Genomic DNA, 26,579 nt, shown 5'->3' with positions numbered 1-26,579 from the left:
GGTGATGGACGATCCTCACGACAGAGCAACCGAACGCCGTCAGCTGACGGTCTTGTTCTGCGACGTCGTTGATTCAACGGGCCTCTCCGAGCGCTGCGACACCGAGGACTTGCGCGAGATATTGTTGGAATTTCAGGCGATCAGCTCGCAGTGCATCGCGAACGCTGGCGGCAGTGTCGTCAACTACATCGGCGACGGCATTCGTGCCGAGTTCGGTTATCCCCTCGCATCGGAAAACGAGGCCGAGAGCGCGGTACGCTGCGGTCTGCTGTTGTTGCGGGCAATTCGGGAGTTGAGCGAGCGAGCGATCGCGGCGATCCGGGAACCGCTTCGCGTTCGGATCGGCGTGCATACGGGAGTAGCGGTGATCGGCAGGGCGGGGCCGGGTCATGTGCACGATGCGACCGAGATCGTCGGCGATACACCCAACATCGCATTCCGGTTGCTGGAAATGGGCGAGCCCGGTTCGCTCGTGATCAGTGGTGAGACAAAGCGCCTGCTGCGAGGCAGATTCGCCTTGCAGCCGCTAGGCATGCGTTCGCTCAAGGGTCTGTCGCGGAAGGTCGAGGTCTTTCTCGTCGCAGGCGAGACGTCGGAAGACGGTGTCGGCCACCGCGCCCGCCATCGCAATGCCTCGCGCCTCGTCGGCAGGGTCACCGAATTGGGCCAGTTGCTGCAGGCCTGGGAGCTGGCGAAGACCGGGCAGGGGCGTACGGTGGAGATCACCGGGGAGCCCGGCATCGGCAAATCGCGCCTGGCACTGGAGCTGATCGAAAGGGCGGCTTTGCCGGACGACCTGATCCTGGCGATCCAGGCCTCCGGCCCGCATCAGAACACGCCGCTATACCCGATCATCAGAGCGCTTGAGCAGCGCATCGGCATTGGCAGGGATGACGACGCCGAGGTGAACTTGGCGCGTCTGCGTGATTTCATGGCCGCAACGTCCGGCGGCGACGAGGAGCAGTTGACACTGATCGGTCAGATGCTCGGTTTGCCGGTGCCGGCGGCGTCAGGTCCGACAACAATCCCCGACGCGCATGAGCAGCGTCGGAAGACGCGCGATGCGGCGGTGCGGCTGTTGATCTCGCTGACGCGCGGCGAGGCCAGCCTGATCCTGGTCGAGGATTTTCACTGGACGGATCCGTCGACGATCGAGATTGTCGAGCGCATTGCCGGCCAGATCGGTGGCACGCGGAACCTGCTGGTGGTCACCAGCCGGGCGTCTGTCATCGGTAACGTGTCGCCGATGATCCTGCGCATCGTGCTTCAACGTCTCGACGACGAGCACTGCCGCGATCTTGCAGGATCGGTCGTACGCGACAAGCAACTGCCAAGCCAGTTGCTCCAGCAGATTGTCGCGCGATCGGACGGTGTGCCGCTGTTCGTCGAAGAGTTGGCGGCGGCTGCCCTGGAGACCGGACAGGTCGATCCCGGCGTCAGAAGGGCTGGCGCGAGCGGACCTTCAGAGGTGCCATCGGCGCTCTACGACTCCCTGATGCTGCGTCTGGAGCGGCTCGGCAATGCAAAGGCGGTCGCGCAGCTCGCGTCGGTGATTGGCCGAAGCTTTTCGCATCGGCTTCTTGCCGCCGTTGCCGGCGAGCTTCACGACGCCCTCGATCCCGCCCTCGAGCGACTGCGAGCGTCTGGACTGATCGGGCTTGAGCGCGATGACGATGAAAAGGTCTACTCCTTCAAGCATGTCCTGGTCCGGGACGTCGCCTATTATTCGCTTCTCAAACGCCAGAGGCGGGAGCTTCACGACCGCGTGGCTGAGGAGATCGAGCTCCATCTTCCGGAGGTTGCCACCACCGAACCCGGCTATCTCGCGCAGCATCTGTCCGAGGCCGGACGCACCTCCCGAGCGGCACAGATGTGGCTTAGAGCGGCCCAGCAGGCAGCAGAACGTTCGGCAAATCTGGAGGCGATTGCCGAACTCAACATGGCGCTGGAGGAGATCAGGAGGCTTCCAGCAGGGCTTGAACGGGACAATCTGGAGCTGAACGCCCAGATCGCGCTGATCGGACCGACGATCGCGGTCCAGGGATTTGGCGCCGACGCGGTCGCCGATGTGAGCAGCCGTGCGATCGAGCTCTGCCGTGCCCTCGATAACGATCCGCGCATCTTTCCGGCGCTGTACGCCAGATGGTCTTACCTGCGCGTGGCAAGCAACGTCCGGGAGGCGGGCACGCTGGCGCGAGACTTTCTGACGCTCGCCGAGCAAAAGGGAACGAGGGCCGATCGGATGGTCGGTCATCGGTTGCTCGGCACGTCGTTGCTCGACGGGGAGACCGAGCAGGCGTGCGTCCATCTCGATCGGGCGGCCAAGCTCTACGATGCTGCCGCCGACCGCGCGACGGCCGTGATCTACGGCACCGACGTGCAGATCACGAGCCTGTCCAACCTGTGCATTTGCTGCTGGCTGGTCGGCCGAGTGAGCGAGGCGATCGCGCACGGCCAGGAGGCACTCGGCCATGCCCAGCAATTGGCGCATGCCCATACCCTTGGTTATGCCTACGCGCATGCCTGCATGCTCCACACGCTGGAGCGGGATGTGCAGACGGTCCGGGCGCTCGCGCAACGCACGCTCGATGGGGCGATCAGACGGGAGCTGCCGCTCTGGGTCTCGGTGGCGCGGACGTTTCTCGGTTGGGCCGACCTCGAAAGCGGCCGCCTCGCGGAGGGCATCGATGTGCTCGAGAAGCAGCGTGATTTCCTGCAGACGGCGCACCTCGTCTACTGGCTGCCCACCTATCTTTGCTGGCTGGCCGAGGCCTATCTCCGCGTCGACAGGATGGCGGATGCCCGACGTTGCCTCGATCAGGCGCGCAACGTCTTCGGGCGGGGCGGCAATTACTGGTACGAGGTCGAGTGCCTGCGTATCGAAGGGCGGTTTGCTTCGCATGCGCAAATCAACGACACCATGCTCGCGGAGCAGAATTTCGAGCTGGCCCTGGCGCTCGCCCACCGGCGTGGCCAGCGAGGATTTGGCTTGCGTGCCGCCGAAGGGCTGGCGAGCCTGCTCGCCGTCAGAGGCCAGACTGACCGCGCTCGCACGCTGCTGCAGCAGGAATTGCAGCTATTCGCGGGTCAACCAGAGCGCGGCGATCGTGCGGATGCCAAGAGGCTGTTGCGCGATCTCGAGGACCGCTCGCGCGTTTGACGGCTCAGATCCGGGATCGAGCCGGTATCCCCCATTTTCCAATTTGACATCCCTGTAGAGACTGCCTTTCATATCGATAATTTCGATTTGTGGGGACGCCGGTGGACACCGAGCTCGCGCGTACATTCCTGACCGTGGTCGCGACGGGGAATTTCATCACGGCCGCCGAGCGCCTTCACGTCAGCCAGTCCACAGTCAGCACGCGGATTCACTCGCTCGAAGAGCTGCTTGGCTGCACGCTGTTCGTTCGCAACAAGGCCGGCGCGGCGCTGACGGCGGCGGGCCGTCAGTTTCAGCGTCACGCTTCGACACTTGTTCGCACCGTCGAACAGGCCCGACACGACGTCGGAATCCCCAAGGGATTCAGCGGCGCGCTCGTCGTCGGCGGCCGTATCGGTTTGTGGGAGGAATTTCTGCTGCTCTGGGTGCCGCGCATGCAGGAGGTCAATCCGCATATCTCCATCCGCGCGGAAAGCGCGCTGGAGCCGGAGTTGATGCAAGGGCTGGTCGAAGGCCGCATCGACATCGGCGTGATGTACACGCCGCAAAGCCGCCCGGGCCTCAAGGTCGAGTTGCTGATCGAGGAGCAGCTTGTGCTGGTCTCGACCAACCCCAAAAGCGATCCGGAGCCGCAGGATGGTTACGTCTATGTCGACTGGGGGCCGGAATTCTATGCCCGCCACAGCGCCGTCTTTCCCAATTTCGCGGGGTCCGCGCTGACGGCAAACATCGGCTGGCTCGGCCTTGAGCACGTGCTCGCCAATGGCGGCTCCGGCTACTTCGCGCACCGCATCGTCGAGCCGCTGCTCAAGGCTCGGCGCCTGCATCTGGTGGCGGGGGCGCCGAAATTCTCGATGCCGGCCTATGTCGTCCACTCAGTCGACCAGCCCGATGATCACGTGCAGAGCGCGGTCGCGATCATGCGCGACCTCGCCGCCGAGCAGACCCGCCGCATGATGGAAACGCCGGCGCGTGCCACACGCAAGCGTCGCTGACGAGCTGTTCGAAGCTACCCGCGTCTGTCGCTGATCAACCGCCGCGCGTTGCCAGCAGCGTTGCGTGCCTGTCCGTGGGGCGCATCGGCCTCTTGCCTATTGAAACAGCTTCATGGCGTTGAGCAGGGTCTGGATGACACCTGCGAGCAGGGGGACGCCCGCAAAGCTCCAGGCCAGCGCCAATTGCAGCGGTGTGGTCCTCGCCGTCTGAGCGTTCTGCATGATATCATGCCCCCGAGGGGTTGTTGCCGGCCGCGACCGCCGCCGCGATCTCGCTGGCGCGATATGCCGGCTTGATCGCCGCCATGGTCCGGGACAGCCGATAGGCGACCCAGTTCAGCAGCAGCTGGGAGAACGATGCCTCGCTTCGCGGTGTCGTCGTCATGGTTGCTCCTTTTTGCTCGCCGCGCCTCAAGCGCGCGCCGGTTCGAGACCTGCCTTGTCGTCGTCTGTCATGTGATGGCGCTTGTCGACGGCGCGGACGCAGAGATTGGCGAGGAAACCGACCACGAGCAGTCCGGCCATGATGTACATGGTGGTGTTGTAGGCCTGGGCCTTCGGCACGCCATGGGTGACGTTGTATTCGCGGATGTAGTTGATCAGCACCGGCCCGGCGATGCCGGCCATCGACCATGCCGTGAGCAGGATGCCGTGGATGGCCCCGACATAACGCGTGCCGAACATGTCGCGCAGATAGGCCGGCACCGTGGAAAAGCCGCCGCCATACATGCTGACGATGATCAGGAAGCACAGCACGAACAGCACGACATTGCCGCTTGCGCCGGCATAAGGCACGGTCACGTAAAGCGCGAAGCCGAGCACCATGTAGACGAAATAGGTGTTCTTCCGTCCGATGAAGTCGGACAATGAGGCCCAGCTGAAGCGTCCGCCCATGTTGAAGAGACTCATCAGCCCGACGAGACCCGCGGCCGCGACCGCGGTGATGTGTCCCGGGAACATCTCCTGGCTCATCGCCGAAGCCTGGCCGAGTACGCCGATGCCCGCGGTGGTGTTGCAGAATAACACGAGCCAGATCAGCCAGAACTGCGGCGTCTTGATCGCCTGATAGACGAACACGTCGTTCTTCGTCATCAGCTTGGTGGCGGTTGCCGGCGGCACGTAGCCTTCCGGCTTCCAGCCCGGCGCCGGCACCCGGACGATAGCCGAGCCGACCATCATGAAGACGAAGTAGACGCAGCCTAGCGTGATGAAGGCGCCGAAGACGCCGACGTCGGTCGCGCTGGCGAACCTGCTCATCAGCCAGACGGAGAAGGGGGAGGCGATCAGCGCGCCGCCGCCGAAGCCCATGATCGCCATGCCGGTCGCCATGCCCGGCCGATCGGGAAACCATTTCATCAGCGTCGAGACCGGCGAAATGTAGCCGATGCCGAGCGCGCAGCCTCCGATCACGCCGTAGCCAAAATAGATGATCCAGAGACTGTGGAGATGGACGCCGAGCGCCGAGATCAAAAAGGCACTCGCCCAGGCGACGCCGGCGGTGAACATCGCACGCCGCGGACCGCCTTCCTCGACCCAGCGTCCGAACACTGCAGCCGACAACCCCAGGAAGACCATCGCGATGGAAAAGATCCAGCCGAGTTCCGTGAGCTTCCAGTCACCCGGAACTGATTGGGTGATGCCGATCAGCTTGGTCATCGGCAGGTTGAAGACGCTGAAAGCGTAGGCCTGCCCGATACACAGATGCACGCAGAGCGCCGCAGGCGGCACCATCCACCTGCTGTACCCGGGCCTTGCAACCGTGTGCTCGCGATCGAGGAACGACAGCAGGGAGCGTGAGGGCAGCCCCGATGCATCGAGCGTGGTCGTCATCGAAAATCCTCCTGGCGCGTCGCCCTTCTGGGCGCAGCCGTCCGGCTGCGGGCGATCGCGTCCTCAAGCTACGCAGGAGAATGGTTTTGACAAACGAATAATATCGACTGTTATTATCTGAGTTATCGATATATCGGCGCGGAGATACGCGGAGCCGGTTGCAAGCAAAAGGTCCGGACAGCGCGCGCTGTCCGGACCTGGTGAGGCGAGCGATTGGGCCGACCTGCCTTGGTCGGCCACCTTGCGAACTACAATGTCATCTGCATCGGTTCGGGATAGTAGCGGAAGCCGTCGCCCGCCTTGGCGACGTGGCCGTAGCCCGGCCAGGCGAAGTGATAGGACATCACCGGGATCTTGTTTGCCGCGAGCATCGTCAGGAGCTTGACGCGCGACTCGGCCGCCTGCTTCGGATCCGTGTCGTAGGAGAACTCCATCCGCGGCCGCTCCAGCAACAGCACCGAATGGTGCGAGAGGTCGCCGAGGAAGGCGAAGGATTTGCCCGCCGACGAAACCGTGAAGATGGTGTGGCCGACGGTGTGGCCGGGCGCCGCCAACGCCTGCACGCCTGGAAGAAATTCCTGGCCGTCCTTGAAGAACACGATGCGGTCGCGGACCGGGAGCAGGTTCTTGCGAGCGTGGACGACAAAGTCCTTGACCGTGCTGCCGAGCTTGCCTTCGTCGGTCCAGAAGTCGAAATCGGTCTGGGAGATGTAGATCTGCGCGTTCGGAAACAGCGGCTTGCCGCCTTCATCCACGATGCCCCCGATATGGTCGATATGGGCATGCGAGCAGACCACGGCGTCGATGTCCCCCGGCTTGATGCCGGCCTCGGCCATGCTCTTCTGTTGTCGCCCGGTGGTGGCGCCAAACATCTTCGATGAGCCCATGCCGGTATCGAACAGGATGAGCTTGTCGCCGGTATTGACGATCGGCGAATTCTGCTCGAGCACGACATTGTCCGGCGACAGGAAATTGTCGGCCAGCATCTTCTTGACCTCTTCCTTGGGAACGCCGGTGAAGGTCCCGGAGGGGTCGCCGAGCGGCAACGGTCCGTCGGATATGACGGTCACCTCGGCATCGCCGAGAACGAAGCGGTGCCAGTAGGGCGTCTGGGTGCCGAGCTTGGGAGCCCGCGCCAACGCGCTGCTGCCGAGCATGGCACTGGCGCCAAGGCTAGCACCAAGGCCCGCCCCAAGTGCGAGCAGGGACCGACGAGAGACATCGATTGTCATGCGTTTCTCCGCTTTTGTCATTTGTTTCGCGCAATTGTTCGCGCGTTGGGACCGGCCCGATCGGCCACACGGCCGCAGGTCGGCAGAAAAGTATGCTGCGCCGGCCGCGACAAGCTAGCAAGTGGAATTAGTACGCAGATTCACGCGGAGCGAGAACGAGCTGCGGTGCGGGAAAGCCACGCGTGGAGGCGCCCTCCGCCAAACCAGGGCGACACGAATTGAGCCTTACGCAATTCCCAGCGTGAGGTCGTTTCCTTCCGTCTCGGCAAAGCCCGCCTGCAGCACCTCTTCGCGCTTGTGGCGCAGATGCGCACGCAGGATGTGCGAGAGGCCGGCGCCGTCGCGCCTCTGAAGCGCGTTCAGGATTGCCTCATGCTCCTTCACGGCGAGCGCCCAGCGCTGCGGCGTCATCGGCGTGACGTAGCGCGCCCGCCGGATGCGCGCGGTCACGGAGGTGTACACCCCCGCGAGCACGGGGTTTCCGGCTGCGTTGACGATGGCTTCGTGAATGGCGCGGTTGCCGCGATAATACTGGATCAGGTCGCCCGCGCGATAATGCTGAACCATGTCCGCATGCGCGGCGGCGATTGCGTCGATCTCGGTGTCCGTGATGCGCTCGCAGGCGAGCTCGCCGGCGAGGGCCTCCAGGCCCTGGCAGACCTCGAACAGGTCGCGCATGTCCTTGTCAGTCAGTTTTGCCGCGCGTGAGCCGCGATGCGGCAGCAGCTGCACGAGACCTTCCGCAGCCAGCACCTTGAGCGCTTCGCGCAGCGGCGTGCGCGAAATCTCGAGCCGCTCGCACAGCTCACGCTCGGGAATTCGGGCGCCCGGCGGGATTTCGCCGTCGAGCAGGATGGCGCGGATGCGTCCGACGACGTCTTCATGAAGCATGGGTCTGAGCTCAATTTGCATTCAAAAATGAACTTACAAGCGGATATTTTCAAGTTCCAGCTTGAAAATCTCATATTTTGCATTCAAAAATGTAAAAAACAGGAGGGCGCCGAGGAAATGGACCTGCAAGTCGAGGCAGAAGACCTCCTTTTTGAATGCAAGGAGGGCATCGGGCGGATCACCTTCAACCGCCCGCAGGCCCGTAACGCCTTCACCTTCGCCATGTACGAGCGGCTCGCGGCGATCTGCGAGGAAGCCAACCGCGACCACGCTATCAAGGTGCTGGTGCTGCGCGGGGCCGGCGACAAGGCGTTCGCCTCGGGCACCGATATCAACCAGTTCCGCGAATTCAGGACGCCGCAGGACGCGATCGATTACGAGAACCGGATCGATCGTGTGCTGACCACGCTCGAACAATGCCGGGTGCCGACCATCGCGGCGATCAACGGGTTCTGCACCGGAGGCGGGGCGGGCATTGCCGCTTCCTGCGATCTGCGCATCGGCACGACAAGCGCGAAAATCGGGTTTCCCATCGCCCGCACGCTCGGCAACTGCCTGTCGATGTCCAATGTCAGCCGTCTCACCGCGCTCATCGGCGCCGCGCGCGTCAAGGATCTCATCTTCACCGCGCGCCTCGTCGACGCCGCCGAGGCTGCAAGCGTGGGGCTGCTCGGCGAGGTCGTCGACGATCCCCAGGCCCTCGATCGGCGCGCCGACGAGGTGGCCCGTCTCGTTGCCAGCCATGCGCCGCTGACGCTGAATGCGACCAAGCAGGCAGTGGGCCGCCTGCAACGGCGGCTGACGCGGGACGAGGGCGAGGACCTCATCCTGATGTGCTACACGAGCCATGATTTTCGCGAAGGGCTCGATGCATTCCTCAACAAGCGTGCGCCGCAATGGCGCGGCCAATAGGGACGCCCCGATGCAAAGCGATCGATCGCAATCCAACTCTCGCCGTTCGGGACCGCTGGCTGGCCTCAAGGTCATCGATCTCACCCATGTCATGGCCGGGCCGACCTGCACCCTGATGCTCGCCGACATGGGCGCCGACGTCATCAAGATCGAGAAGTCGCCGAACGGCGACGACACCCGCCATTCGGTCCCCCCGAAGATCGGCGACGAGGCGGCCTCCTTCCTGATGATGAACCGCAACAAGCGCGGCGTCGTGCTGGATCTGAAGACCGACGGCGGCAAGCAGGTGCTGCGGCGGCTGATTGCAAACGCCGACGTGCTGGTCGAGAACTTCGCGCCCGGCGCGATGGAGCGCCTCGGCTTCGGCTATGAGGATCTGCACGCCGAATTCCCGGCGCTGATCTACTGCTCGCTGTCGGGCTTTGGCCGCACCGGTCCCTACAAGCATCGTCGCGGTTTTGACCTCGTCGCGCAGGCGATGAGCGGCATCATGAGCTTTACCGGCGAACGTCCCGACGGTCCGCCCGTCAAATGCGGCCCGCCGCTGTCCGACATCACCGCCGGTCTGCTCGCGAGCATGGGCATCCTCGCCGCCTATACGCATCGTCTCAAGACCGGCGAAGGGCAGTGGGTCGAGACCTCGCTTTACGAGGCTGCCCTGGTGCAGACCTATTGGCAATCGACCATCGCGCTCGCCGCGGGCACCGCGCCGCGCGCGATGGGCTCGGCCCATCCGCTCAACGCGCCGTATCAGGCCTTTGAGGCCTCGGACGGCTGGCTCGTGGTCGGCGGCGCCAACAAGAAGCACTGGCTGTTGATGCTGGAGGCGCTCGGCGCCAGCGAGCTCGCCGCCGATCCGCGCTTCGTCACCGGGGCCGACCGCATGGCGCACCTGAAGGAGCTCGAAGCGGTCCTCGGCGAGCGCTTCCGCACCAAATCGCGGGCGCACTGGCTCGCGGCGCTGGACGAGAAGGGCGTACCGTGCGGACCCGTGCATGACATGCTGGAGGCACTGAGTGATCCGCAGACGCTGGCGCGCGAGATGGTCGTCGAGGTCGAGCATTCCACCCTCGGTCCGGTCAAGACGATCGGCCTTCCCGTCAAGTTTTCGGAGACGCCAGGCAAAGTGCGATCAGGGGCGCCCGTCTATGGTGAGCACACAGGTGAGGTTTTGGCCGAGCACGGGTTCGACCAGAGCCAGATCGAAGCGCTCGAAAAAGAAGGTGCAATCGTGCTGGCCTCAGGAAGACGCGAGGAACGCGTCGCCTGAGCGTATTTCGAGACGACAAGAACAAAGACAAGAACATAAAAGACAAAATCAGCTGGAGGAAATCATGGGTCGGACGTCATTATTCCTGCTCTCCGCAGCCGCGACCGTGCTCGCCGGCACGATGCCGGCGCTTAGTGCCTGGCAACCGCAAAAGCCGATCGAGTTCGTGGCAACCGCCGGGCCGGGCGGCGGGACCGACAATCTCGCCCGCGCGGTGCAGAACATCATCACCAAGCACAAGCTGACGGAGCAGCCGATCGTCGTTGTCAACAAGGGTGGCGGCAGTGGTGCGGAAGGCTACGTCTACGGCAAGGCCTCGGCCGGGGATCCCTACAAGGTGATCTTTGGGACGTCGAACGCCTGGCAGCAGCCGCTCGTCTCCAAGGTCGCCTTCAACTACACCGATCTCACCCCGATCGCCGCGATGGCGCAGGACGAGTTCCTGCTCTGGGTCAAGCAAGACGCTCCCTTCAAGTCGGCGGGCGATTATCTCAAGGCGGCCGCATCGGGCGAGTTCAAGATGGGCGGCGCCCAGTCAAAGGACACCGACGAGGTGCTGACGCGGATGATCGAGAAAGCCGGCAAGGTCAAGCTGACCTATATCCCGTTCAAGAGCGGCGCGGAGACCGCCGTGCAGCTCGCCGGCGGACATCTCGATTCCCACGTCAACAACCCCAGCGAAAGCCTCGGGCAATGGCGCGGCGGCACGCAGCGCCCGCTCTGTGTCTTCAGTCCGAAACGGTTGCCGCAGGGGCCCAAGGTCACCGCAAGCGAAGGCTGGAGCGACGTCCCCACCTGCGTCGAGCAGGGGCTCGACATCAAGCAATATGAGCAGCCGCGTACGGTGTGGCTGCCCGGCAAGGTCACGCCGGACCAGGCCGCGTTCTATGTCGACCTCATGAAGAAGGTGCAGGCGACACCGGAATGGAAGGACTACATCGAGAAGACCTCCCAGGTCGACACGTTCCTGACCGGCGCCGAGTTCGACAAGTTCATCAAGCAGGACCTCGAGCACGTCAAGCAGGTCGCGGGCGAGCAGGGCTGGCTGGTGAAGTGAGCTGAATTGTTCGTGGGCCAATCGCTTCCATGAAGCCAATCGCATCCGAGAACCTCATCCTGAGGAGCCCGCGAAAGCGGGCGTCTCGAAGGATGGCCGCGGGCGCCATCCGGCCTGTGGCCGTCCTTCGAGACGTGCGCAAGGGCGCGCTCCTCAGGACGAGGCTGGTGAATGACGTCCTGTTGTCTCTCGTCATCGGGAGCCCCGAATGATCTCCCGCCGCGCGCTTGAACTTGCGACCGCCATCCTCACGGGCGGTTTTGGTGTCGCCGTCGTCGTTTCCAGCCTCGACAACGGCATCGGCTGGTCGAGTGCGGGGGTCGAGGCCGGTACGTTTCCGTTCCTGACCGGCATCGTCATCGTGCTCGGAAGTCTCTACAACCTGGTGCGGGGCGCGCTGCCGGTGGCGGCTCTGGCAAACGTCCCCATCGCCATCACGTCCATCGAGTTGCGCCGGCTTGCCGGCCTGTTCGTGCCGGCTGCGATCTTCGTCGCCGCTATCCCGCTGACCGGCATGTACGTCGCTTCGGCGCTCTATGTCTTCGCGGTGCAGGCGATTCCCCGGCACCAATCCGTGCCGCGCGCGCTGGCCATGGCGGCAGCGACCGCGCTCGCGCTCTATGTCGTGTTCGAGCGCATGTTCCAGGTGAGCCTGCCGCACGGCGCGCTTGCTGCGGCGCTCGGGTTCTGACGGAGAGGCCGATGGAGAATCTCTCGGAGCTCTGGCACGGCTTCACCATCGCGGTCACCATGCCGCACCTCGTCCTCATGGTGGTTGGCGTGCTGCTCGGCATTCTGGTCGGCGTGCTGCCGGGGCTTGGCGCGCCGAACGGCGTCTCGCTGCTGCTGCCGCTGACCTTTGGCATGCAGCCGGTGTCTGCCATCATCCTGCTCTCCAGCATGTATTGGGGCGCACTGTTCGGCGGCTCGGTCACCTCGATCCTGTTCAACATCCCGGGCGAGCCGTCCTCGGTCGCCACCACCTTCGACGGCTATCCGATGGCGCGCGACGGCCGGCCGACCACGGCGCTCGCCACTGCCTTCGGCTCGGCCGCGTTCGGTGCGCTGATCGGCGTCATCCTGATCACCTTCCTCGCATCGTGGGTGGCGCAGGTCGCGCTCGCCTTCGGGCCGGCTGAATATTTCGCGGTCTATTTCCTGGCCTTTGCGAGCTTCGTCGGCATGGGCGGCGCGGCCCCGATCAAGACGATCGTGGCGCTGGCGATCGGCTTTGCGATCGCAGCGATCGGCATCGACACGGTGTCCGGCAGCGTCCGGCTCACGATGGGGGTCGACGAACTGGTCAAGGGGGTGAACTTCGTCGTCGCGGTGATGGGCCTGTTCGGTATCGGCGAGCTGCTGGTTGCCGTCGAAGAGGAGTTTCATGCTCGCGCGGTTTCCTCGAAGATCGACTGGTCCGAGGTGTTCCGCGCGGTCGGCCGCCTGCCGCGGCATGGCATTGCGCTGCTGCGGAGCGCTGCGATCGGATGCTGGATGGGGATCACGCCGGGTGGCCCGACCGCGGCCTCCTTCATGAGTTACGGCATCGCCCGCCGCTTCTCGCGTCGCGGTCGGTATTTCGGCACAGGGGAGGTCGAAGGCATCATCTCGCCGGAGACCGCCGATCATGCCGCTGGCACCAGCGCGCTGCTGCCGATGCTCTCGCTCGGTATTCCCGGCTCGGCGACCGCGGCCGTCATGATGGGCGGGCTGATGATCTGGGGCCTCAATCCCGGGCCCATGCTGTTCGTCGACCAGAAGGACTTCGTCTGGGGCCTGATCGCCTCGATGTATGTCGGCAATATCGTTGCCGTCGCGCTGGTGCTGCTGACCGTTCCGGTCTTCGCCGCCTTGATGCGGATACCTTTCGTGGTGATCGCGCCGCTGATCGTGATCATCTGCGTCGTCGGCGCCTATTCGGTGTCGAACTCCTATCTTGACGTCGTGATGATGCTGGGCTTCGGGATCGTCGGCTATCTCTTCAAGAAGCTGTTCTATCCACTGGCGCCGCTCGTGCTCGCGATCGTGATCGGCGACAAGGCCGAGGATGCGTTCCGGCAGTCGATGCTGATGTCCAAGGGATCACTCGGGATCTTCTTTGCAAACAAGCTGGTGACGTGCCTGATCGTCGCCGGCATTGCGCTTCTGCTGCTTCCGCTCGTGCTGCAGCTCGCGCGGATCCGGCGCAAGCCCGCATCCCCCGCAACCGAAACGACCGCCCAGGAGAAGGTGATCATATGACCGCAAAGCCGCTGATTGCATTGGCAATGGGAGATCCCGCCGGCATCAGCCCGGAGCTGACGGCGAAGCTCACGGTGCAGGACGACATCCGTGCCCAAAGTCGGCTCGTCGTCATCGGTGACCGTCGCATCTTCGATGCAGGCGCGCGCATTGCCGGCGTCAAGCCGGAGCTGACGACAGTGGAGCAGGGGGTCGACCTGCGCGCGGCAGAGGGCGAGGCGCTGTTTATCGATCTCGGCCATCTCGATCCCAAAGAGGTCGAACCGAAGTCTGCGACCCTTGCCGGCGGAAAGTTCGCCCTGACGAATTACAAGCACGCACTCGAACTGGGCCGCGACGGACGTGCCGATGCCGTCTGCTTCACGCCCTTCAACAAGCAGGCGATGCGGCTTGCCCGCGCTGAATATGATGACGAGATTGCGTTCTCAGCGGAGGTGGTCGGTCTCGAGACCGCGGCGAGCGAGTTCAACGTGCTGGACCGGCTTTGGAATGCACGGGTGACTTCCCATATGCCGCTCAAGGACGTCGCCGGGCGGCTGTCCAGCGAACGCATCCATCGCGCGCTCGAGCTGACCGATTCCTGCATGCGCAAGGCCGGCTTCGCGCGGCCACGCATTGCGGTTGCTGGTCTCAATCCGCATGCCGGCGACGGCGGCAATTTCGGCCGCGAGGAGATCGATATCATCGCGCCCGTGGTCGCGGCCGCACAGCGCCAAGGCATCGCCGCGGAGGGGCCGTTTCCCGCCGATACTGTGTTTCTGCGCGCCAAGGGCGGCGCCTTCGATGCGGTGCTGACGATGTATCACGACCAGGGCCAGATCGCGATGAAGCTGATGGGCTTCGATCGCGGCGTGACCTTGCTCGGCGGCTTTCCATTCCCGATCTGCACGCCCGCGCACGGCACCGCCTACGACATCGCAGGACAGGGCGTCGCATCGATCGGCGCCAGCCGCGCCGCACTGCTGCTGGCGGCAGAGATGGCGGCGACCGGAAAGCGCCCTGGGTGAACGCTACTTCGCGATCGGCGTCGTCAGCTCCTTGTCGGTCGTGTCCACCACGAAGACGGCCAGCAGCTTCGCCGGCTCGGTGTCGCTGGCATTGGCGCTCACTCCATGGCGATCACCCGGCCGCTCGGAGAAGTTCTCGCCCTTGTGAAAGACCTTGGTGGGGCCGTCATTGACCTGGCTGCGGATCGCGCCTTCCAGGACCGTCGCATAGATGAAGGCAGAGGGGGCGTGGATGTGGGCGGGTGAGGAGCCTCCGGGCCCGTACTCGACGAGCACGCCCTTCATGCTCTTGCCGGGCACGTTGGGCAGCGCCTGGTCGAACACGACCGTGACTTTCGCCAATGACGCTGCCGGCTCGGCTGCATGCGCCGTCAGCAATGAGGCGGCATAAACCGCTGTGGCGATCAGCAATCTGCGCATGGGGGCTCCTTCACTGCGGTGGTCCGTGATTGCAGGTCTCAGAGGCTCGCGAGCCATGTTGCGAGCGGCGTTGCCCCGAGCCGGGCCTCGCCGAGCGGATTCAGCGATGTGTCGTCGATGGGGCCGCCGTAATACGGTGCCTTTGGGTCTCCGACCACCGGACGGGCGTCGCCGGATGCCTTCAGGCGGCGTGCGATGAATTCATTGAAGGGAGCCTTCTCGGGACCGGCGATGTCGATCGTGCCATTGAGCGGCCTGCCCGTTGCGACCTCGGCGAGGCGCACGGCGACGTCGTCGGCAGCGATCGGTTGAAACAAGGCCGAGGGAACCACGATCCTGCCGTCTGTCGCACCCGTTTCGGCAATGGCGCCGAGGAATTCGAAGAACTGGGTGGCGCGCACGATCGAGTAGGGGACCGAGGAAGACTTGATGATTGTCTCCTGCGCGAGCTTGGCACGGAAATAGGCGTTGTCGGGCGACCGTTCGGTCCCGACAATCGACAGGGCCACGTGATGCTTCACGGCCGCCGCAGCCTCTGTCGCGACGAGATTCCTGCTCGAACGCTCGAAGAATTCGAGCACGGCGGCGGGCTCCCAGGACGGCGCGTTGGCGACATCGACGACGACATCCGCGCCCGCCAGTGCCGCAGCGAGGCCTTCGCCGGTCACGGCGTTCACGCCGGATTTCGGCGAAGCTGCCACAGTGTCGTGGCCCTGCTGCTTGAGCTTCGCCACGAGCTTGGATCCGATCAATCCGCTGCCGCCAATCACGACGATCTTCATGACATGTCTCCTGGGCATTGTGCGAGCGTGGGATGGTCAGGGCCATTCCCGTTCGCGCTCCTGGTCGATTAACGTGACGCGACGCGCATCCTAACCGAGCAATGGGGCGGACTCTTGCCTGTAACGAGCCTGACTTGCCGAAAAATGCTCCGGAGATTTCGAGGCGACATTCATGAGAGGGACCGTTCGGGGACGTTGCCTACGGTCGCGCGAGACGGGTACCGCGCGATGACGACGCTCGCGCAGGGCACTTCGGGAACGCGGGTCCGCCTGGGTGTCCGTCCTCGCGCCCGGTCAGCGCGTAATTTTGTCACACTAACCGAGCGCCAGCATTGCCCGTCGTGGCACGACTGGATCGGATTAGACATCAAGACTTATCGTGCGCGTACTTCTCCAACAGCAGCCGATTATATTCATCTCTCACGGCTCTCCGTGAGACATGCCCTCTTCGGTCTTTGGCAATCTTCAGAAGATCAGGATCAGTCGGTGCCCGCGATTTCCGCCTAAATCTCGCAAAAAGTCGGGTAGCAGGCGCCGACGTCCTTCCGAACAGTCGGTCAAACCATCCCATTGTGTCCTCCCGGACAGAGGCGAATGACAAACACTATCACCATGTATTTGCGGGTCAAACGGACAGTGCAACTGGAACTCTTTGAAAGGCTCGCGACCGTATAGTTCGCAACGGGTCAAAAGCGGCGGTCATCGCAATCATCGTACGACGTCCGGTCAGTCGCAGGCAGCCGACATTGCGGCGGTTGCTGCGTTGTTCAGCTCGGGGCCAAGACCGACCCTGCTCCCGTCGAGCCTGCCGCGCGAAAGGCAATCGCAAGCCGTCAGTGGATGAGGCCACGGCTCGGTCTGCCGCGCAAAGGCTAGAGGCCGCGCGGTGCGGATTGTCCGCCCGACTGGCGACGATGCGACGCTACCTGCTGAACGTGTGCGTCTCGAATGCGGTTTCCTGCGGCGGCCCGGCCAATCCCCCCTCGATGCCTTGCGTCAAGCGCGGCATGAGGATCTGTTCGCGGAACCGTTCCCAGCTTTCCTTCGTGTCGTGCACCGCGATCACGGTCCAACCACCGGGCGAGGCCCCGGCCGTGTGGAAGATCTGGCCCGCCGGAAGGCCGCCCGAACTCGGATGCACGGCGGCAATCGACTTCTCGTACTGATCTTTCGTGCCGCCGGGGAAGTGATGAATGATCGCGTAGGCCATGGTTGCTCTCCAACAGATCAAGCAAGCCCCTGCTGTATCGTAGTTCACGACTGTTGGTGCGTCACGCGGAACGTTCAACCACTGCTGGCTCGCCGCCCCTTGGATCAACGGTCGCAACGATCGTGAGTCGACCGCGATCCTGCTAGCTCTGCCTGCGCCCCGGTCCCGAAGGGGGCCGCCCTGCCGACCACTGGGGGCCCGCCCATCGGCAATCGCGCGGGGTTGATCCTTGGGGAGGTCCAATCGCGTACCACCCGAATTTCATGTGTGCTACCTAGGCCGTGTACCCATAAAACCCGCTGCGTGATCCAAGGAAGACTACGTCCGCTTTGCCTCTACAGCGACCACGTTCGTGCGGCAGCGCAATATGTCGCGATGGGCCCAGGCTGTTCGCAGGTAAGTGAAAGAGGCTGCCAACGGAGGCGGCTTTTATTTTCTAGTCTGAGCAAAATTGAATAGGTTGGATAGTCGGCGCGGTTCAGTCTGAGAGTATGGTCCCGAAAACAGATGCCCTGACCTCTGGCGGCGAAGCTTCTTTTGTATCTCGCGTTGGTCGCCGATTTGCTCTTGGACAACCTGTCGGGCTTCCTTCTCGCGCGAGTGCGCAGGAAACTGGGGCATGTCCTTGCGATGTTCCTTGTGGGTCATCAACGCATGTGGCGGCTACAGGGCCGAGGCGGCACTATATTGTGGACGTCGAGTTCCATCACCCCGGCGTCTCCTCGCCTGCGCGCCCGATAAGCTCTGCGGCCTCGATGTTCAGAGCCTGCGCGTCGTGTTGCACCACGCTCAGTGGAGCTGGTGTGGGTCGCGTGCGCAGCAGATCGAGTCCACCGTAGATGCCCTCGGCCTGCTGCACGGCAAGCCGGTCACGATCGCGCGTGCGGAGGAAATCCTCCACGATGGCCGCACGGTCGGGGCGGATACCGATTGCTACGAGAGTCTCGCGGCCAAAGCTCATCGCGGATTCGAAGGTCTCGCGCAGCTCATAGTCGACTTCATGGGCCAACAGTTGCAGCGTGTGGCCCCTGTCGTACGAACGGGCGAAGATCTTGGTGCCGGGAAATTCGGTACGCGTTAGCTCGACGATGCGGTTTGTCGCCCCTTCACCGCTGGTGCAGATCGCAATCAGCCGGGCTCGACCAAGACCTGCCGCGCGCAGCACGTCGAGCCGGGCGCCGTCACCGTAATAGACCTTGAAGCCAAAACGGCCGGCGACGCGGATCATTTCGGGATCGAGATCGATGATCGTGACGTCGACATCCTCGGCCAGCAGGTATTGCGCCACGATCTGCCCAAAGCGGCCAAATCCGATCACCAGTACGGAGGCGTTAGTCCCGTCGAAGTCGTCGGTGGCACGTTGGTCGCGAGTGGCGAAGCGACGCAGAAGCGTCTCCGTCAGCGCCGCGAACGGCGGAGCGATCAGTAGCGTTATCGCCGCGATAGCGGAAAGCAGGCTGCCCTGTGTGACGCTCAAAATCCCGAGCGAGACACCAAGCGGCAGCAACACAAAGGCGAACTCGCCCGCGCCGGTGAGCACCGAGCCCGCGCGCAACGCGTCACCGGGCTCGGAGCATGTTACGCGGAACAGTGCCCAGACCACGCCGGCCTTGAGCAACGTGATGACCAGCGCCGCGGTGATGACCAACCATATATTTTCCCACACGATCGCCTTGTCGATCGTCATGCCGACGCCCATGAAGAACAGCGCCAGCAGGAGGCCGCGGAAGGGCTCTATGTCGGCTTCAAGCTGATGGCGAAAGTTGGACCCCGCGAGCAGGACGCCGGCAAGGAATGCTCCAAGCGCCATCGACATGCCGACGACCTGCATCAGCAACGCGGCGCCGAGCACGACAAGCAGGGCGGCCGCCGTCATCACTTCGCGCGCGCCGGTTCCAGCGAGGAGGCGAAAGAACGGATTGAGGAGATAGCGGCCGGCAAGAACCAGCGCGGCGATGGCGCCCCCGATCAGCGCCACATTCCCGGCAGTTTCGGCCAGGCTCAATTTCGAGCCGGCCGCCCCGGGGGCAGCCAGCAGGGGCACCAGGGCCAGCAACGGCACGACCGCCATGTCCTGGGACAGCAGGATCGCGAAGGCGCGCTGGCCATAGGTGTGCTGCAGCTGGGCCCGCTCCTCAAGAATGCTCAACGCGATCGCGGTGGCGGAGAGCGCGAGCGCCAGACCTGCGACCAGTGCGCCGCGCCAGTCGAATAGTCCGGTCAGTAGCGAGAGTGCCCAGATCACCGCCGTGGTGAGCAGGAGCTGCGCGGTGCCAAGCACGAAGATGTCGCGTCCCATTGCGAGCAGACGCGAGAACTCGAGTTCGAGCCCGATGAGGAACAACAGCATCACCACCCCAAGCTCGGCGACTGGCAGGATGTGCTCGGGCGTGTCGAAGATCTTCAGGCCATAGGGCCCGATCACCACGCCAGCTATCAGATAGGCGACGATGGCCGAGAGTCGACCGAAACGCGCGATCGGTACGCTGACGACGGCAGCGGCGAGCAGCACCAGGGGAAGTCCGATGAGCCCGATTTGGGAGGAGTGCGAATCCATCGGAGGTGCCGCCCCGGCTGATGCGCTAACGGCCGGTAAAGACGGAGGCGTTTTCTTTGATGAACTCGGAAACAGTTCGCGGCGGCCGACCCGTGAGGTCCGCGACGGTGTTGGTGATCGTCACCGTTTTTCCGCCTGCACGTTGATAGGCCCCGATGGCAAGAATGCTCTCGATCACGGCCGGAGGGACGCCTTCTCGGACGCGGCGCGCCCGGGCTTGCTCCGGAGACTCGTCGATAAACCGCAGCTTCTTGCCGATCGTCGCGCCGATAATCGCGGAGGCTTGCCGATATGAAATCGCCTCGCTTCCCGTGACCACGTATGTTTTGCCTTCGTGGCCCGGCTGGGTGAGCGTGACAAAGGCGACGGCAGCGACGTCGCGCGGATCGACGTAGGGAATTTTCCCGTCGCCCGAGGGGGAGTAGATCGCGCCCTCCCTGATGACATACTCGGCTTGGGCGACGAGGTTCGTCATGAAGTGGTGAGGCTGGAGCATTGTCCAGGCCATGCCCGACTCCTGCAGCTCCTTCTCGATCTGGTAATGCCATTGGCCGATCGGGGCCTTCGAGTGGTCGGTCGCAGCGAACGCCGAGACCTTCACCACATGCGAGACGCCTGCAGTGCGCGCCGCGACGATGGCGTTATGCTGCAACGCCACCATGTCTTCATAGTAGTGAGTGAGAAGGAACAGCTTCTCAGCGCCCTTGAAGGCCGCTGGCAAGGTTTCTGGCCGAGCCAGATCCCCGACGACCCATTCGACGCCCGGCAATTCCGGAGCTTTGTTTCGGTTGCGGACAAGGGCGCGTGCGTGGATCCCGGCTTGGGAAAGCAACCGCAGAAGTTCGCTTCCAATGGCGCCCGTGCCTCCAGTGACGAGTATCATACGGGTCCCTCCTGCCAGACGGTCGCCGGCTCACTTCGTAGCGGCACCCGTCGTCGCTTGCTTCGCGGCGTCCTGGGCCTTCTGGTAGCTCTCGATGACCGCCGCGTAGTTTGGCGCCACCAACGCGTAAAGCTTTGCGAGTTCGGCGGCCTCGGGACGATTCCAGGTGCGATGCGCTTCGGACAGCACCGCGTTGGTGGAAGTCGGAATGACTCCCGCCTGGATGAAGCGGGCGACTGTGGTGCGCGATGCCATTTCGCTCGGATCGCCCGACGCATCGATCACGGCATAGACTTTGAACCCGGCCGCCTTCGCGTCCAAGGCCGGAAACATCACGCAGACGCTGGTCCACACGCCGGCCATGATCAGCGTCTTTTTCCCGGTCGCGCGCACGGCCTTGACGAAGTCGTCGTTGTCCCAGGCATTCACTTCGCCTTTGCGTCCCACATAGACTGCATCCGGCGCGAACTGATGAATTTCGGGCATCAGCGGCCCATTCGGTCCGTTGGGCTCGGAAGCGGTCGTTATGACGGGAATTTTCAGGAGCGTCGCGAGTTTCGCGAGCATGATCGTGTTCGAGCGCAATTCGGAGACGCTGATGTCCTTGACGGTCTGGAACAAGCCGGACTGGTGATCCAACAACAGGATGACGGCGTCGGATGCGTCGAAGAGCGCGGCGCCACCGCCCGATGGCAATACGCTGGCGCGTTGCGCGGGATTGTTGGTCTGGGCGAGCGCGTTCGAGGTGGGCGACAACGTCATTAATGCGAGCGCGGAGGCAAACGCGCAGGAAAACAGCTTGGAGGCGATTGACATGACGGACTCCATTCGTGGTTAGGTCGAACCCGTCGACGGTCTGATGCGGTGGACAGGCAGGAGGTCGCTCTACGAGGCAGGCCGACACGTATCTGCCTCTTGTTGAAAACGGGACCACTGCCGGCAGTTGAATGCTTGATCTAAATCAACGGAAGCAGCTTCTTTCCTCGCGCGAGCGCAGATGCTTCGCATCAATCGGGGTGCGGCGCTGACGATCCGAAGTCGATGACCGGTCCGAGCGGTACCACGCCTGTCGGATTGATGGTGGTGTGGCTCTCATAGTAGTGGTGCTTGATGTGGTGGAGGTTGACCGTCTCCGAAACGTTGGGGAGATTGTAAATCTCCCGGACAAAGCGCCACAGCGCCGGATAATCGGCGATACGCCTCAAGTTGCACTTGAAATGACCGTGGTACACGGCATCGAACCGCACAAGCGTCGTGAACAGCCGTATGTCGGCTTCGGTGAGTTGGTCGCCCGTGAGGAAGCATGATTCCGAGAGCCGCCCCTCCAGCCAGTCAAGGGCCTCGAACAGCTTCACGACGGCTTCTTCGTAGGCGGCCTGCGTGGTCGCGAACCCAGCGCGGTACACGCCGTTATTGACGTCGCTGTAGATGCGCTCGTTGAGCGCGTCGATTTCCGCGCGCATGTGCTGGGGATAGTAGTCGCCCGGCGCCGCGTCGATGTCCTCGAAGGCGCTGTTGAACATGCGGATGATTTCAGCCGATTCGTTGGAGACGATGGTCCGGCGGGTCTTGTCCCAAAGGACTGGCACCGTGACCCGGCCGGTATAGTGCGGGTCCGCCGCAACGTAGACTTGGCTGAGCGTCTCGGCACCATTGACGGGATCGCCTGTCACGCATGGGCCCGGCGCGAACGTCCAGCCTCGTTCGCGCATGCGCCAGTTGACCACCGAAAGGGAGATGGCGTTCTCGAGGCCCTTCAACCGTCGCATGATCAGGGTCCGGTGCGCCCAGGGACAGGCCAGGCTGACGTAGAGGTGGTATCGTCCTCGCTCGGCCGGGAAGCCACCCGCGCCGGTCGGACCCGGCGCGCCGTCCGCCGTCACCCAGTTGCGAAACGAGCTTGCCTTGCGCTCGAAGCGGCCGCCGGTACTCGCCGTATCGTACCAGACGTCACGCCATTCGCCGTCGACGAGCATACCCATTTGGGCCTCTTTCTCGCTTCGTTGGGGCTTCCTCGCCGCAGAGAACGTTCCGGAAGATCGCGGGACCTTCAGATGCGGCAAGGGTGACCAGCCGGTAACTAACGTTGTTCGTCCAAAAACTTGCTTACCAACGGCGACCAAATCGGAATGGCATCCGGCGAGCAGATGAAGAAATGACCGTCATTTCCGAACGCCGGTAGCAGATGGTACTCGGCTTTGCCGCCGGCACCGACAAATGCCTGATGCATCCGCTTCGATAGATCCGGTCCGAAGTATGTGTCGTTCTCATTGTAAAGCCATAGCATTGGCACGCGGGACGTATGACCGAACGCCGCGGTCGCTTCGACCAATTTGTCGGGCGCACAATTGTTGTTTGGCTTGCCGCCGACGCGGCCGCCCCGGCCTGCGGCGAAGGTGATGATGGCCTTCACCGCTGCCGGGTTGACGCTCGAGAGTGCGATCGACCCCCATCCGCCGGCGGATTGACCGACGATGATGACGTCCTTCGGTACGATGATTTTTTCGCCGGCCAGGTAATCGATGATCCATTGATCCATCTGGGCAATGGCAAGCCCGGCGTCGCGGAAATTAGGATTCTCGCATTTGCCGATCTTGGAGAAGAACGGCCCATAGAGACCTCGCTCAGGCACGTCGATTGCTGAAGCGCCATAGCCCGGACCGACCGGCGCTACGACAAAGTAACCGCGCTGAGCGAACCACTTCGCCGCATCTCTGAATTCCGCGAGCGGGAAGAAGCTGCGCTCCTTTGGGGTCGGCCCCACACCGTGATTCATGATCACCAATGGGAAGGGACCGGGACCGACGGGGCGGACCACGTAGCCGAAGGTGGGCAACGGAAGCAGAAGCGCCCAAACCTCTTCCTGGATTCGTTGTGACGGCACTTGGTCTTGTGCTTGAGCTGGGACGCTCAGTTGAATCAGGATGAGCGCAACCGCTCCCGCCCAGAGTGCCCGGAAGATCCTACGCATCTTGGTTGCTCCCGATGAGCGATGCGCCCAACTGCTGGCGATGACTTTCGCGGTCTCTCCACGTCTGGCATCAGGCGTCCGATTCACGGCAGGATGACAGCCTTGATCGGATGTAGGCGCGGGCCAACTTCAGAGAAAAGGCGGGTACCTATCCTTGATCTATATCAAGGTCCAGACCGCACGGCGTAGCCACTTCCGCGCGGCGTCGTGTGCGGCGCACTCATACTCTCTTGTTGCACCCTTGGCCGACCGAGTGCCGTACTCGCGCGACTTTGATTTGGATCAAAACAATCCCGAACTGCCGCGCTTTAAATGACAATTGACATTCGCGTCCCATGTCTAGCGGAGCGTGTCATGATCAATCTTGAGAAATACGGTGATGCTGCGGCGCTCGTCGGCCGTCTGTTCTTTTCATCGATGTTCTTGGCGTTCAGCTACGGCAAGCTGACAGCATTCGGGGGTACTTCGGGTTATTTGGCGTCGCTTGGCCTTCCGGCACCCGCACTCTTCACCTTGCTTGCTATCATAATAGAGATCGGCGGTGGCTTGCTTATGCTGGTCGGATACCAAACTCGCCTCGTGGCGCTCGGACTTGCGATCTACGTTTTGGTCTCAGCGTTTATCGGGCACTCGCAACTTGGCGATTCAAACCAGTTTATGCACTTCATGAAGAATATGGCGATCGTTGGCGGTTCGCTCGCCTTCGTTGCTCTCGGTGCAGGCGCTTACTCGTTGGATGCCAGAACCGTAGCGACCGCGAGGCACCGGCCGGCGTAAGGAGCGGATCAGATCACGATGGGACCATTCGCTCGAAACTGCTTACGTCCATCGCGACGCACCGCCTTAGGACAGGCGCGATGACTGGCAGCGCGCCGCGGAGCGACCCTCGTCTCTCTACGGCCCAGTTTTTTGCGCTGGCGCAGGCGCGGCTCTCGCTCGATGGGCCGGAAGCGCTTACCGATCCGCACTTCATCCCGCGCCTTGATGATGCCGATCCGGAATTGATCGCAGCAATTGCGGCGACGCGGCCAATCCGGACGGCCGCTGTGCTCGTCCCGATCATCGCTCGGGCGGAGCCTACAGTGCTGTTCACGCAGCGCACTTCTTATCTTTCGGACCACGCTGGAGAGATTTCGTTTCCAGGTGGCAAGATCGAGGCAGCTGATATCAGCCCGGCGGCAGCCGCGCTACGTGAGGCCGAAGAGGAAGTATCGCTGGACCGCCGCTTCGTTGAGCCGATGGGCTACCTTGACGTCCAACTCACGCCGACCGGCTATCGCATCCTGCCAGTGCTCGCGCGTGTGCAAGAAGGCTTCTCGCTTAACTTCAACCGCGGTGAGGTCAATGACACCTTCGAAGCGCCGCTCGCTCTCCTGATGGCACCGCACAATCACAGGCGTGAAATAGCGGAATGGAACGGCTTGAGCACTAGCGTCTACGCCATTTGGTTCAACGACCGCAAAATTTGGGGCGTGACGGCGGGTATACTCCGCAATCTCTGGGAGCGACTCTACAGAGACTGATGTGTTAAGCGAATGTCCGAATTGGGTCATGAACGCCAAAACTCGAGGTCATCATACTGGGTCCGCTTTCGGTTTCATAGCGACCGCCCCTCGCACGTTGAGCCGAACGTCTTGCTGTGATTCAAGTTCCTGATGGAGGGGGCAGATCATGCGCTACGAACTCACGGACGAAGAGTGGACTGCAATCGGGCCGATGCTACCGAAGAAGGCGCGCGGCGTGCCGCGGGTGAATGATCGTCGTGTCCTCAATGGGATCTTCTGGGTCTTGCGATCTGGAGCGCCTTGGCGCGATCTGCCGGACAACTTCGGTCCGTACACGACCTGCTACAATCGCCTCGTTCGTTGGCGACGAGCGGGCGTGTGGGCCCAGATTATGAACGCTCGGGCGGGCGCCCATGATGCGGCCGTCCAAATGCTCGACACTTCCATTGTCCGCGTGCATCAGCATGGAGCGTGCATCACCAGAAACTGGACACAGTCGATGGGACGGTCACGGGGCGGGTTGACCAGCAAGATTCATGCGCTCGTCGATGGTAATGGCCTTCCTCTACGGCTGGCACTTACATCTGGTGGGGCCCATGACAATCGACTTGCTGGAATATTGCTCTCGGATCTGAAATCCGGGTCGATGCTGCTTGCCGACCGAGGCTACGATGCCGATTGGATCAGGGACCTCGCCATGAAGAAAGGCGCGTGGGCCAACATCCCGCCCAAAAGCAATCGAAGCTATCCAATCTGCTTCAGCCCTTATCTCTACCGCGCCCGCAACAGGATCGAACGGTTCTTCAATCGGATCAAGCAATGTCGTCGAGTGGCTACACGCTACGATAAACTTGCCGACAACTATCTTGCCTTCGTGCAGCTCGCATCCATCCGGTTATGGCTGGCTGCGCGTAATGAGTACACACCCTAGTTAGGTAGCAAAATGGTAGCAGGAGAAGCTGATCATGACTGACGATCAGGTCAATCTCGTCGTTCAGCACCTTTGCGAGCAATTGCACTTGGCGCTCCGATTGAAGGACAGCGAGGCACATCCACCAAACGCCAAGGATATTGGATTTGATCCTGCCTCTGTAAGATCTGTATTGCTGACCGGGTTGCGTTCGGCGGGTGTCGTAACGATCCACCACGAGGCAGCCGTGGCGAGCGAAGAGCCGCCGTGGTCCTAAACGCAAAGATGCGGGACAGAAGCCCCGCGCCCGACGAGTCAAAGCGATTTGGCGGGCGCAAAAAACATCAAGCAAAACAACACTCACGCTACTGTGCATGGGGTTGTTTTTCAGGTTTTTGATCGGGCAGGCTACCCCCGTCCGATTTTGCGGGGCGGCCGCTTCTCGCCTCACGCCCCGCAGACGATCACGCCATACCAGCCCAGACCCCGATAGGTCTCGTAGCCCGGCGTCGCATGGAAGGCGACGAGCGAGCCGTTGCGGTCGTGATAGAAGCCGGAGCGCTGGCCGTTCAGCGAGATCGAGATGCGCTCGCTGAGGATGCCCTGGCCGTCGGACGCCGCGAGGACGCGCAAATTTGAATCGACCAGCAGCACGCGGGCCCGGTCGCTGTCGCCGATGCGCACGCCCTGGACGATGGCGCGGGCCTGCGGCTCCCAGTCGAAATGAATGGCGAGCACGCCGATCG

At 63.0% G+C, this 26,579-nt stretch carries 25 protein-coding genes and 2 pseudogenes; 12 read left to right on the top strand and 15 right to left on the bottom strand.

Annotated elements, in window-relative coordinates:
* Positions 1 to 4: 4 nt before the first annotated feature.
* Positions 5 to 3,160 (top strand): adenylate/guanylate cyclase domain-containing protein, encoded by a 3,156-nt coding sequence (locus tag MOV75_RS03630; RefSeq protein ID WP_246919141.1) that lies wholly within the window; start codon positions 5 to 7, stop codon positions 3,158 to 3,160.
* Between the two features lie 101 nt (positions 3,161 to 3,261).
* Complete coding sequence (locus tag MOV75_RS03625) at positions 3,262 to 4,155, top strand: LysR family transcriptional regulator (protein ID WP_246919143.1); 894 nt, start codon at positions 3,262 to 3,264, stop codon at positions 4,153 to 4,155.
* A 96-nt stretch (positions 4,156 to 4,251) separates the two neighbouring features.
* On the opposite strand, the gene MOV75_RS42425 is transcribed toward MOV75_RS03625, so the two are convergent.
* The 6 genes and pseudogenes from MOV75_RS42425 to MOV75_RS03600 all read right to left on the bottom strand — a co-directional run.
* Positions 4,252 to 4,377, bottom strand: a complete 126-nt coding sequence (locus MOV75_RS42425; protein WP_256468842.1) for a hypothetical protein — start codon at positions 4,375 to 4,377, stop codon at positions 4,252 to 4,254.
* Between the two features lie 4 nt (positions 4,378 to 4,381).
* Positions 4,382 to 4,540 carry a hypothetical protein gene (locus MOV75_RS03620; RefSeq protein ID WP_246919145.1) on the bottom strand — a complete coding sequence of 53 codons (159 nt, stop codon included), beginning with the start codon at positions 4,538 to 4,540 and terminating at the stop codon, positions 4,382 to 4,384.
* Between the two features lie 26 nt (positions 4,541 to 4,566).
* Positions 4,567 to 5,985: an OFA family MFS transporter gene (locus MOV75_RS03615; protein ID WP_246919147.1), complete on the bottom strand. Its 1,419-nt coding sequence runs from the start codon at positions 5,983 to 5,985 to the stop codon at positions 4,567 to 4,569.
* Between the two features lie 248 nt (positions 5,986 to 6,233).
* A complete protein-coding gene (locus MOV75_RS03610) occupies positions 6,234 to 7,217 on the bottom strand; it encodes an MBL fold metallo-hydrolase (protein ID WP_246919149.1) in 984 nt (327 codons plus the stop codon).
* A gap of 225 nt (positions 7,218 to 7,442) precedes the next feature.
* Complete coding sequence (locus tag MOV75_RS03605) at positions 7,443 to 7,949, bottom strand: GntR family transcriptional regulator (RefSeq protein ID WP_246919199.1); 507 nt, start codon at positions 7,947 to 7,949, stop codon at positions 7,443 to 7,445.
* Between the two features lie 33 nt (positions 7,950 to 7,982).
* Positions 7,983 to 8,108, bottom strand: a pseudogene (locus MOV75_RS03600) (GntR family transcriptional regulator); the annotation flags it as partial.
* 117 nt (positions 8,109 to 8,225) lie between these two features.
* On the opposite strand from MOV75_RS03600, the gene MOV75_RS03595 reads away from it, so the two are divergent.
* From MOV75_RS03595 to MOV75_RS03570, 6 genes are all read left to right on the top strand, one after another.
* Entirely contained in the window at positions 8,226 to 9,020 is a 795-nt protein-coding gene (locus MOV75_RS03595) for an enoyl-CoA hydratase/isomerase family protein (protein ID WP_246919151.1), read from the top strand.
* A 10-nt stretch (positions 9,021 to 9,030) separates the two neighbouring features.
* Positions 9,031 to 10,290 (top strand): CaiB/BaiF CoA-transferase family protein, encoded by a 1,260-nt coding sequence (locus tag MOV75_RS03590; protein ID WP_246919153.1) that lies wholly within the window; start codon positions 9,031 to 9,033, stop codon positions 10,288 to 10,290.
* Between the two features lie 64 nt (positions 10,291 to 10,354).
* Positions 10,355 to 11,347: a tripartite tricarboxylate transporter substrate binding protein gene (locus MOV75_RS03585; protein ID WP_246919155.1), complete on the top strand. Its 993-nt coding sequence runs from the start codon at positions 10,355 to 10,357 to the stop codon at positions 11,345 to 11,347.
* Positions 11,348 to 11,555: 208 nt separating this feature from the next.
* A complete protein-coding gene (locus tag MOV75_RS03580; protein WP_246919157.1) occupies positions 11,556 to 12,038 on the top strand; it encodes a tripartite tricarboxylate transporter TctB family protein in 483 nt (160 codons plus the stop codon).
* Positions 12,039 to 12,049: 11 nt separating this feature from the next.
* The gene (locus MOV75_RS03575; protein ID WP_246919160.1) at positions 12,050 to 13,588 is read left to right on the top strand and encodes a tripartite tricarboxylate transporter permease; all 1,539 of its coding nucleotides are present in this window, start codon (positions 12,050 to 12,052) and stop codon (positions 13,586 to 13,588) included.
* Positions 13,585 to 14,595, top strand: coding sequence for a 4-hydroxythreonine-4-phosphate dehydrogenase PdxA (locus tag MOV75_RS03570; RefSeq protein WP_246919162.1), 1,011 nt, complete (start codon positions 13,585 to 13,587; stop codon positions 14,593 to 14,595). The genes MOV75_RS03575 and MOV75_RS03570 overlap by 4 nt, the downstream gene beginning before the upstream one ends.
* A gap of 3 nt (positions 14,596 to 14,598) precedes the next feature.
* Here the strand turns inward: MOV75_RS03570 and MOV75_RS03565 are convergent, their stop codons facing one another.
* From MOV75_RS03565 to MOV75_RS03530, 8 genes are all read right to left on the bottom strand, one after another.
* Entirely contained in the window at positions 14,599 to 15,015 is a 417-nt protein-coding gene (locus MOV75_RS03565; protein WP_246919164.1) for a cupin domain-containing protein, read from the bottom strand.
* Between the two features lie 38 nt (positions 15,016 to 15,053).
* Positions 15,054 to 15,797 carry an SDR family oxidoreductase gene (locus MOV75_RS03560; RefSeq protein ID WP_246919166.1) on the bottom strand — a complete coding sequence of 248 codons (744 nt, stop codon included), beginning with the start codon at positions 15,795 to 15,797 and terminating at the stop codon, positions 15,054 to 15,056.
* A gap of 922 nt (positions 15,798 to 16,719) precedes the next feature.
* Positions 16,720 to 17,007: a hypothetical protein gene (locus tag MOV75_RS03555; protein WP_246919169.1), complete on the bottom strand. Its 288-nt coding sequence runs from the start codon at positions 17,005 to 17,007 to the stop codon at positions 16,720 to 16,722.
* A gap of 706 nt (positions 17,008 to 17,713) precedes the next feature.
* On the bottom strand, positions 17,714 to 19,519 hold the full coding sequence (locus MOV75_RS03550) for a monovalent cation:proton antiporter-2 (CPA2) family protein (RefSeq protein ID WP_246919172.1): 1,806 nt from the start codon (positions 19,517 to 19,519) through the stop codon (positions 17,714 to 17,716).
* A 70-nt stretch (positions 19,520 to 19,589) separates the two neighbouring features.
* Positions 19,590 to 20,447, bottom strand: coding sequence for an SDR family oxidoreductase (locus MOV75_RS03545; protein ID WP_246919175.1), 858 nt, complete (start codon positions 20,445 to 20,447; stop codon positions 19,590 to 19,592).
* Between the two features lie 30 nt (positions 20,448 to 20,477).
* Positions 20,478 to 21,209, bottom strand: a complete 732-nt coding sequence (locus tag MOV75_RS03540; RefSeq protein WP_246919202.1) for an isochorismatase family protein — start codon at positions 21,207 to 21,209, stop codon at positions 20,478 to 20,480.
* Between the two features lie 245 nt (positions 21,210 to 21,454).
* Positions 21,455 to 22,429 carry a glutathione S-transferase family protein gene (locus tag MOV75_RS03535; RefSeq protein WP_246919179.1) on the bottom strand — a complete coding sequence of 325 codons (975 nt, stop codon included), beginning with the start codon at positions 22,427 to 22,429 and terminating at the stop codon, positions 21,455 to 21,457.
* 98 nt (positions 22,430 to 22,527) lie between these two features.
* Positions 22,528 to 23,418, bottom strand: coding sequence for a S9 family peptidase (locus MOV75_RS03530; RefSeq protein ID WP_246919182.1), 891 nt, complete (start codon positions 23,416 to 23,418; stop codon positions 22,528 to 22,530).
* Between the two features lie 354 nt (positions 23,419 to 23,772).
* Between MOV75_RS03530 and MOV75_RS03525 the strand changes: the two genes are divergently transcribed.
* The 4 genes from MOV75_RS03525 to MOV75_RS03510 all read left to right on the top strand — a co-directional run bounded on the left by MOV75_RS03525 (position 23,773) and on the right by MOV75_RS03510 (position 26,110).
* Positions 23,773 to 24,195, top strand: a complete 423-nt coding sequence (locus MOV75_RS03525) for a DoxX family protein (protein WP_246919185.1) — start codon at positions 23,773 to 23,775, stop codon at positions 24,193 to 24,195.
* A gap of 80 nt (positions 24,196 to 24,275) precedes the next feature.
* Positions 24,276 to 24,941 (top strand): CoA pyrophosphatase, encoded by a 666-nt coding sequence (locus MOV75_RS03520; protein ID WP_246919187.1) that lies wholly within the window; start codon positions 24,276 to 24,278, stop codon positions 24,939 to 24,941.
* 148 nt (positions 24,942 to 25,089) lie between these two features.
* Positions 25,090 to 25,854 carry an IS5 family transposase gene (locus MOV75_RS03515; protein WP_246919190.1) on the top strand — a complete coding sequence of 255 codons (765 nt, stop codon included), beginning with the start codon at positions 25,090 to 25,092 and terminating at the stop codon, positions 25,852 to 25,854.
* 34 nt (positions 25,855 to 25,888) lie between these two features.
* Positions 25,889 to 26,110: a hypothetical protein gene (locus MOV75_RS03510; protein WP_246919193.1), complete on the top strand. Its 222-nt coding sequence runs from the start codon at positions 25,889 to 25,891 to the stop codon at positions 26,108 to 26,110.
* Positions 26,111 to 26,280: 170 nt separating this feature from the next.
* Here the strand turns inward: MOV75_RS03510 and MOV75_RS03505 are convergent.
* A pseudogene (locus MOV75_RS03505) lies at positions 26,281 to 26,579 on the bottom strand (methyl-accepting chemotaxis protein); the annotation flags it as partial.

The organism is Bradyrhizobium sp. PRIMUS42, assembly GCF_023006515.1.
GTDB lineage: Bacteria > Pseudomonadota > Alphaproteobacteria > Rhizobiales > Xanthobacteraceae > Bradyrhizobium.
The sequence above is the reverse complement of the archived record's forward strand: the minus strand, read 5'-3'. Positions and strand labels throughout refer to the sequence as shown.

Bases quoted from the DNA above. Each gene is read 5' to 3' on its own strand.
- MOV75_RS03630 (WP_246919141.1), top strand. From the start codon at position 5: ATGGACGATCCTCACGACAGAGCAACCGAACGCCGTCAGCTGACGGTC.
- MOV75_RS42425 (WP_256468842.1), bottom strand. From the start codon at position 4,377: ATGCAGAACGCTCAGACGGCGAGGACCACACCGCTGCAATTGGCGCTG.
- MOV75_RS03620 (WP_246919145.1), bottom strand. From the start codon at position 4,540: ATGACGACGACACCGCGAAGCGAGGCATCGTTCTCCCAGCTGCTGCTG.
- MOV75_RS03615 (WP_246919147.1), bottom strand. From the start codon at position 5,985: ATGACGACCACGCTCGATGCATCGGGGCTGCCCTCACGCTCCCTGCTG.
- MOV75_RS03610 (WP_246919149.1), bottom strand. From the start codon at position 7,217: ATGACAATCGATGTCTCTCGTCGGTCCCTGCTCGCACTTGGGGCGGGC.
- MOV75_RS03595 (WP_246919151.1), top strand. From the start codon at position 8,226: ATGGACCTGCAAGTCGAGGCAGAAGACCTCCTTTTTGAATGCAAGGAG.
- MOV75_RS03590 (WP_246919153.1), top strand. From the start codon at position 9,031: ATGCAAAGCGATCGATCGCAATCCAACTCTCGCCGTTCGGGACCGCTG.
- MOV75_RS03585 (WP_246919155.1), top strand. From the start codon at position 10,355: ATGGGTCGGACGTCATTATTCCTGCTCTCCGCAGCCGCGACCGTGCTC.
- MOV75_RS03580 (WP_246919157.1), top strand. From the start codon at position 11,556: ATGATCTCCCGCCGCGCGCTTGAACTTGCGACCGCCATCCTCACGGGC.
- MOV75_RS03575 (WP_246919160.1), top strand. From the start codon at position 12,050: ATGGAGAATCTCTCGGAGCTCTGGCACGGCTTCACCATCGCGGTCACC.
- MOV75_RS03570 (WP_246919162.1), top strand. From the start codon at position 13,585: ATGACCGCAAAGCCGCTGATTGCATTGGCAATGGGAGATCCCGCCGGC.
- MOV75_RS03565 (WP_246919164.1), bottom strand. From the start codon at position 15,015: ATGCGCAGATTGCTGATCGCCACAGCGGTTTATGCCGCCTCATTGCTG.
- MOV75_RS03560 (WP_246919166.1), bottom strand. From the start codon at position 15,797: ATGAAGATCGTCGTGATTGGCGGCAGCGGATTGATCGGATCCAAGCTC.
- MOV75_RS03555 (WP_246919169.1), bottom strand. From the start codon at position 17,007: ATGGCCTACGCGATCATTCATCACTTCCCCGGCGGCACGAAAGATCAG.
- MOV75_RS03545 (WP_246919175.1), bottom strand. From the start codon at position 20,447: ATGATACTCGTCACTGGAGGCACGGGCGCCATTGGAAGCGAACTTCTG.
- MOV75_RS03540 (WP_246919202.1), bottom strand. From the start codon at position 21,209: ATGACGTTGTCGCCCACCTCGAACGCGCTCGCCCAGACCAACAATCCC.
- MOV75_RS03535 (WP_246919179.1), bottom strand. From the start codon at position 22,429: ATGGGTATGCTCGTCGACGGCGAATGGCGTGACGTCTGGTACGATACG.
- MOV75_RS03530 (WP_246919182.1), bottom strand. From the start codon at position 23,418: ATGCGTAGGATCTTCCGGGCACTCTGGGCGGGAGCGGTTGCGCTCATC.
- MOV75_RS03525 (WP_246919185.1), top strand. From the start codon at position 23,773: ATGATCAATCTTGAGAAATACGGTGATGCTGCGGCGCTCGTCGGCCGT.
- MOV75_RS03520 (WP_246919187.1), top strand. From the start codon at position 24,276: ATGACTGGCAGCGCGCCGCGGAGCGACCCTCGTCTCTCTACGGCCCAG.
- MOV75_RS03515 (WP_246919190.1), top strand. From the start codon at position 25,090: ATGCGCTACGAACTCACGGACGAAGAGTGGACTGCAATCGGGCCGATG.
- MOV75_RS03510 (WP_246919193.1), top strand. From the start codon at position 25,889: ATGACTGACGATCAGGTCAATCTCGTCGTTCAGCACCTTTGCGAGCAA.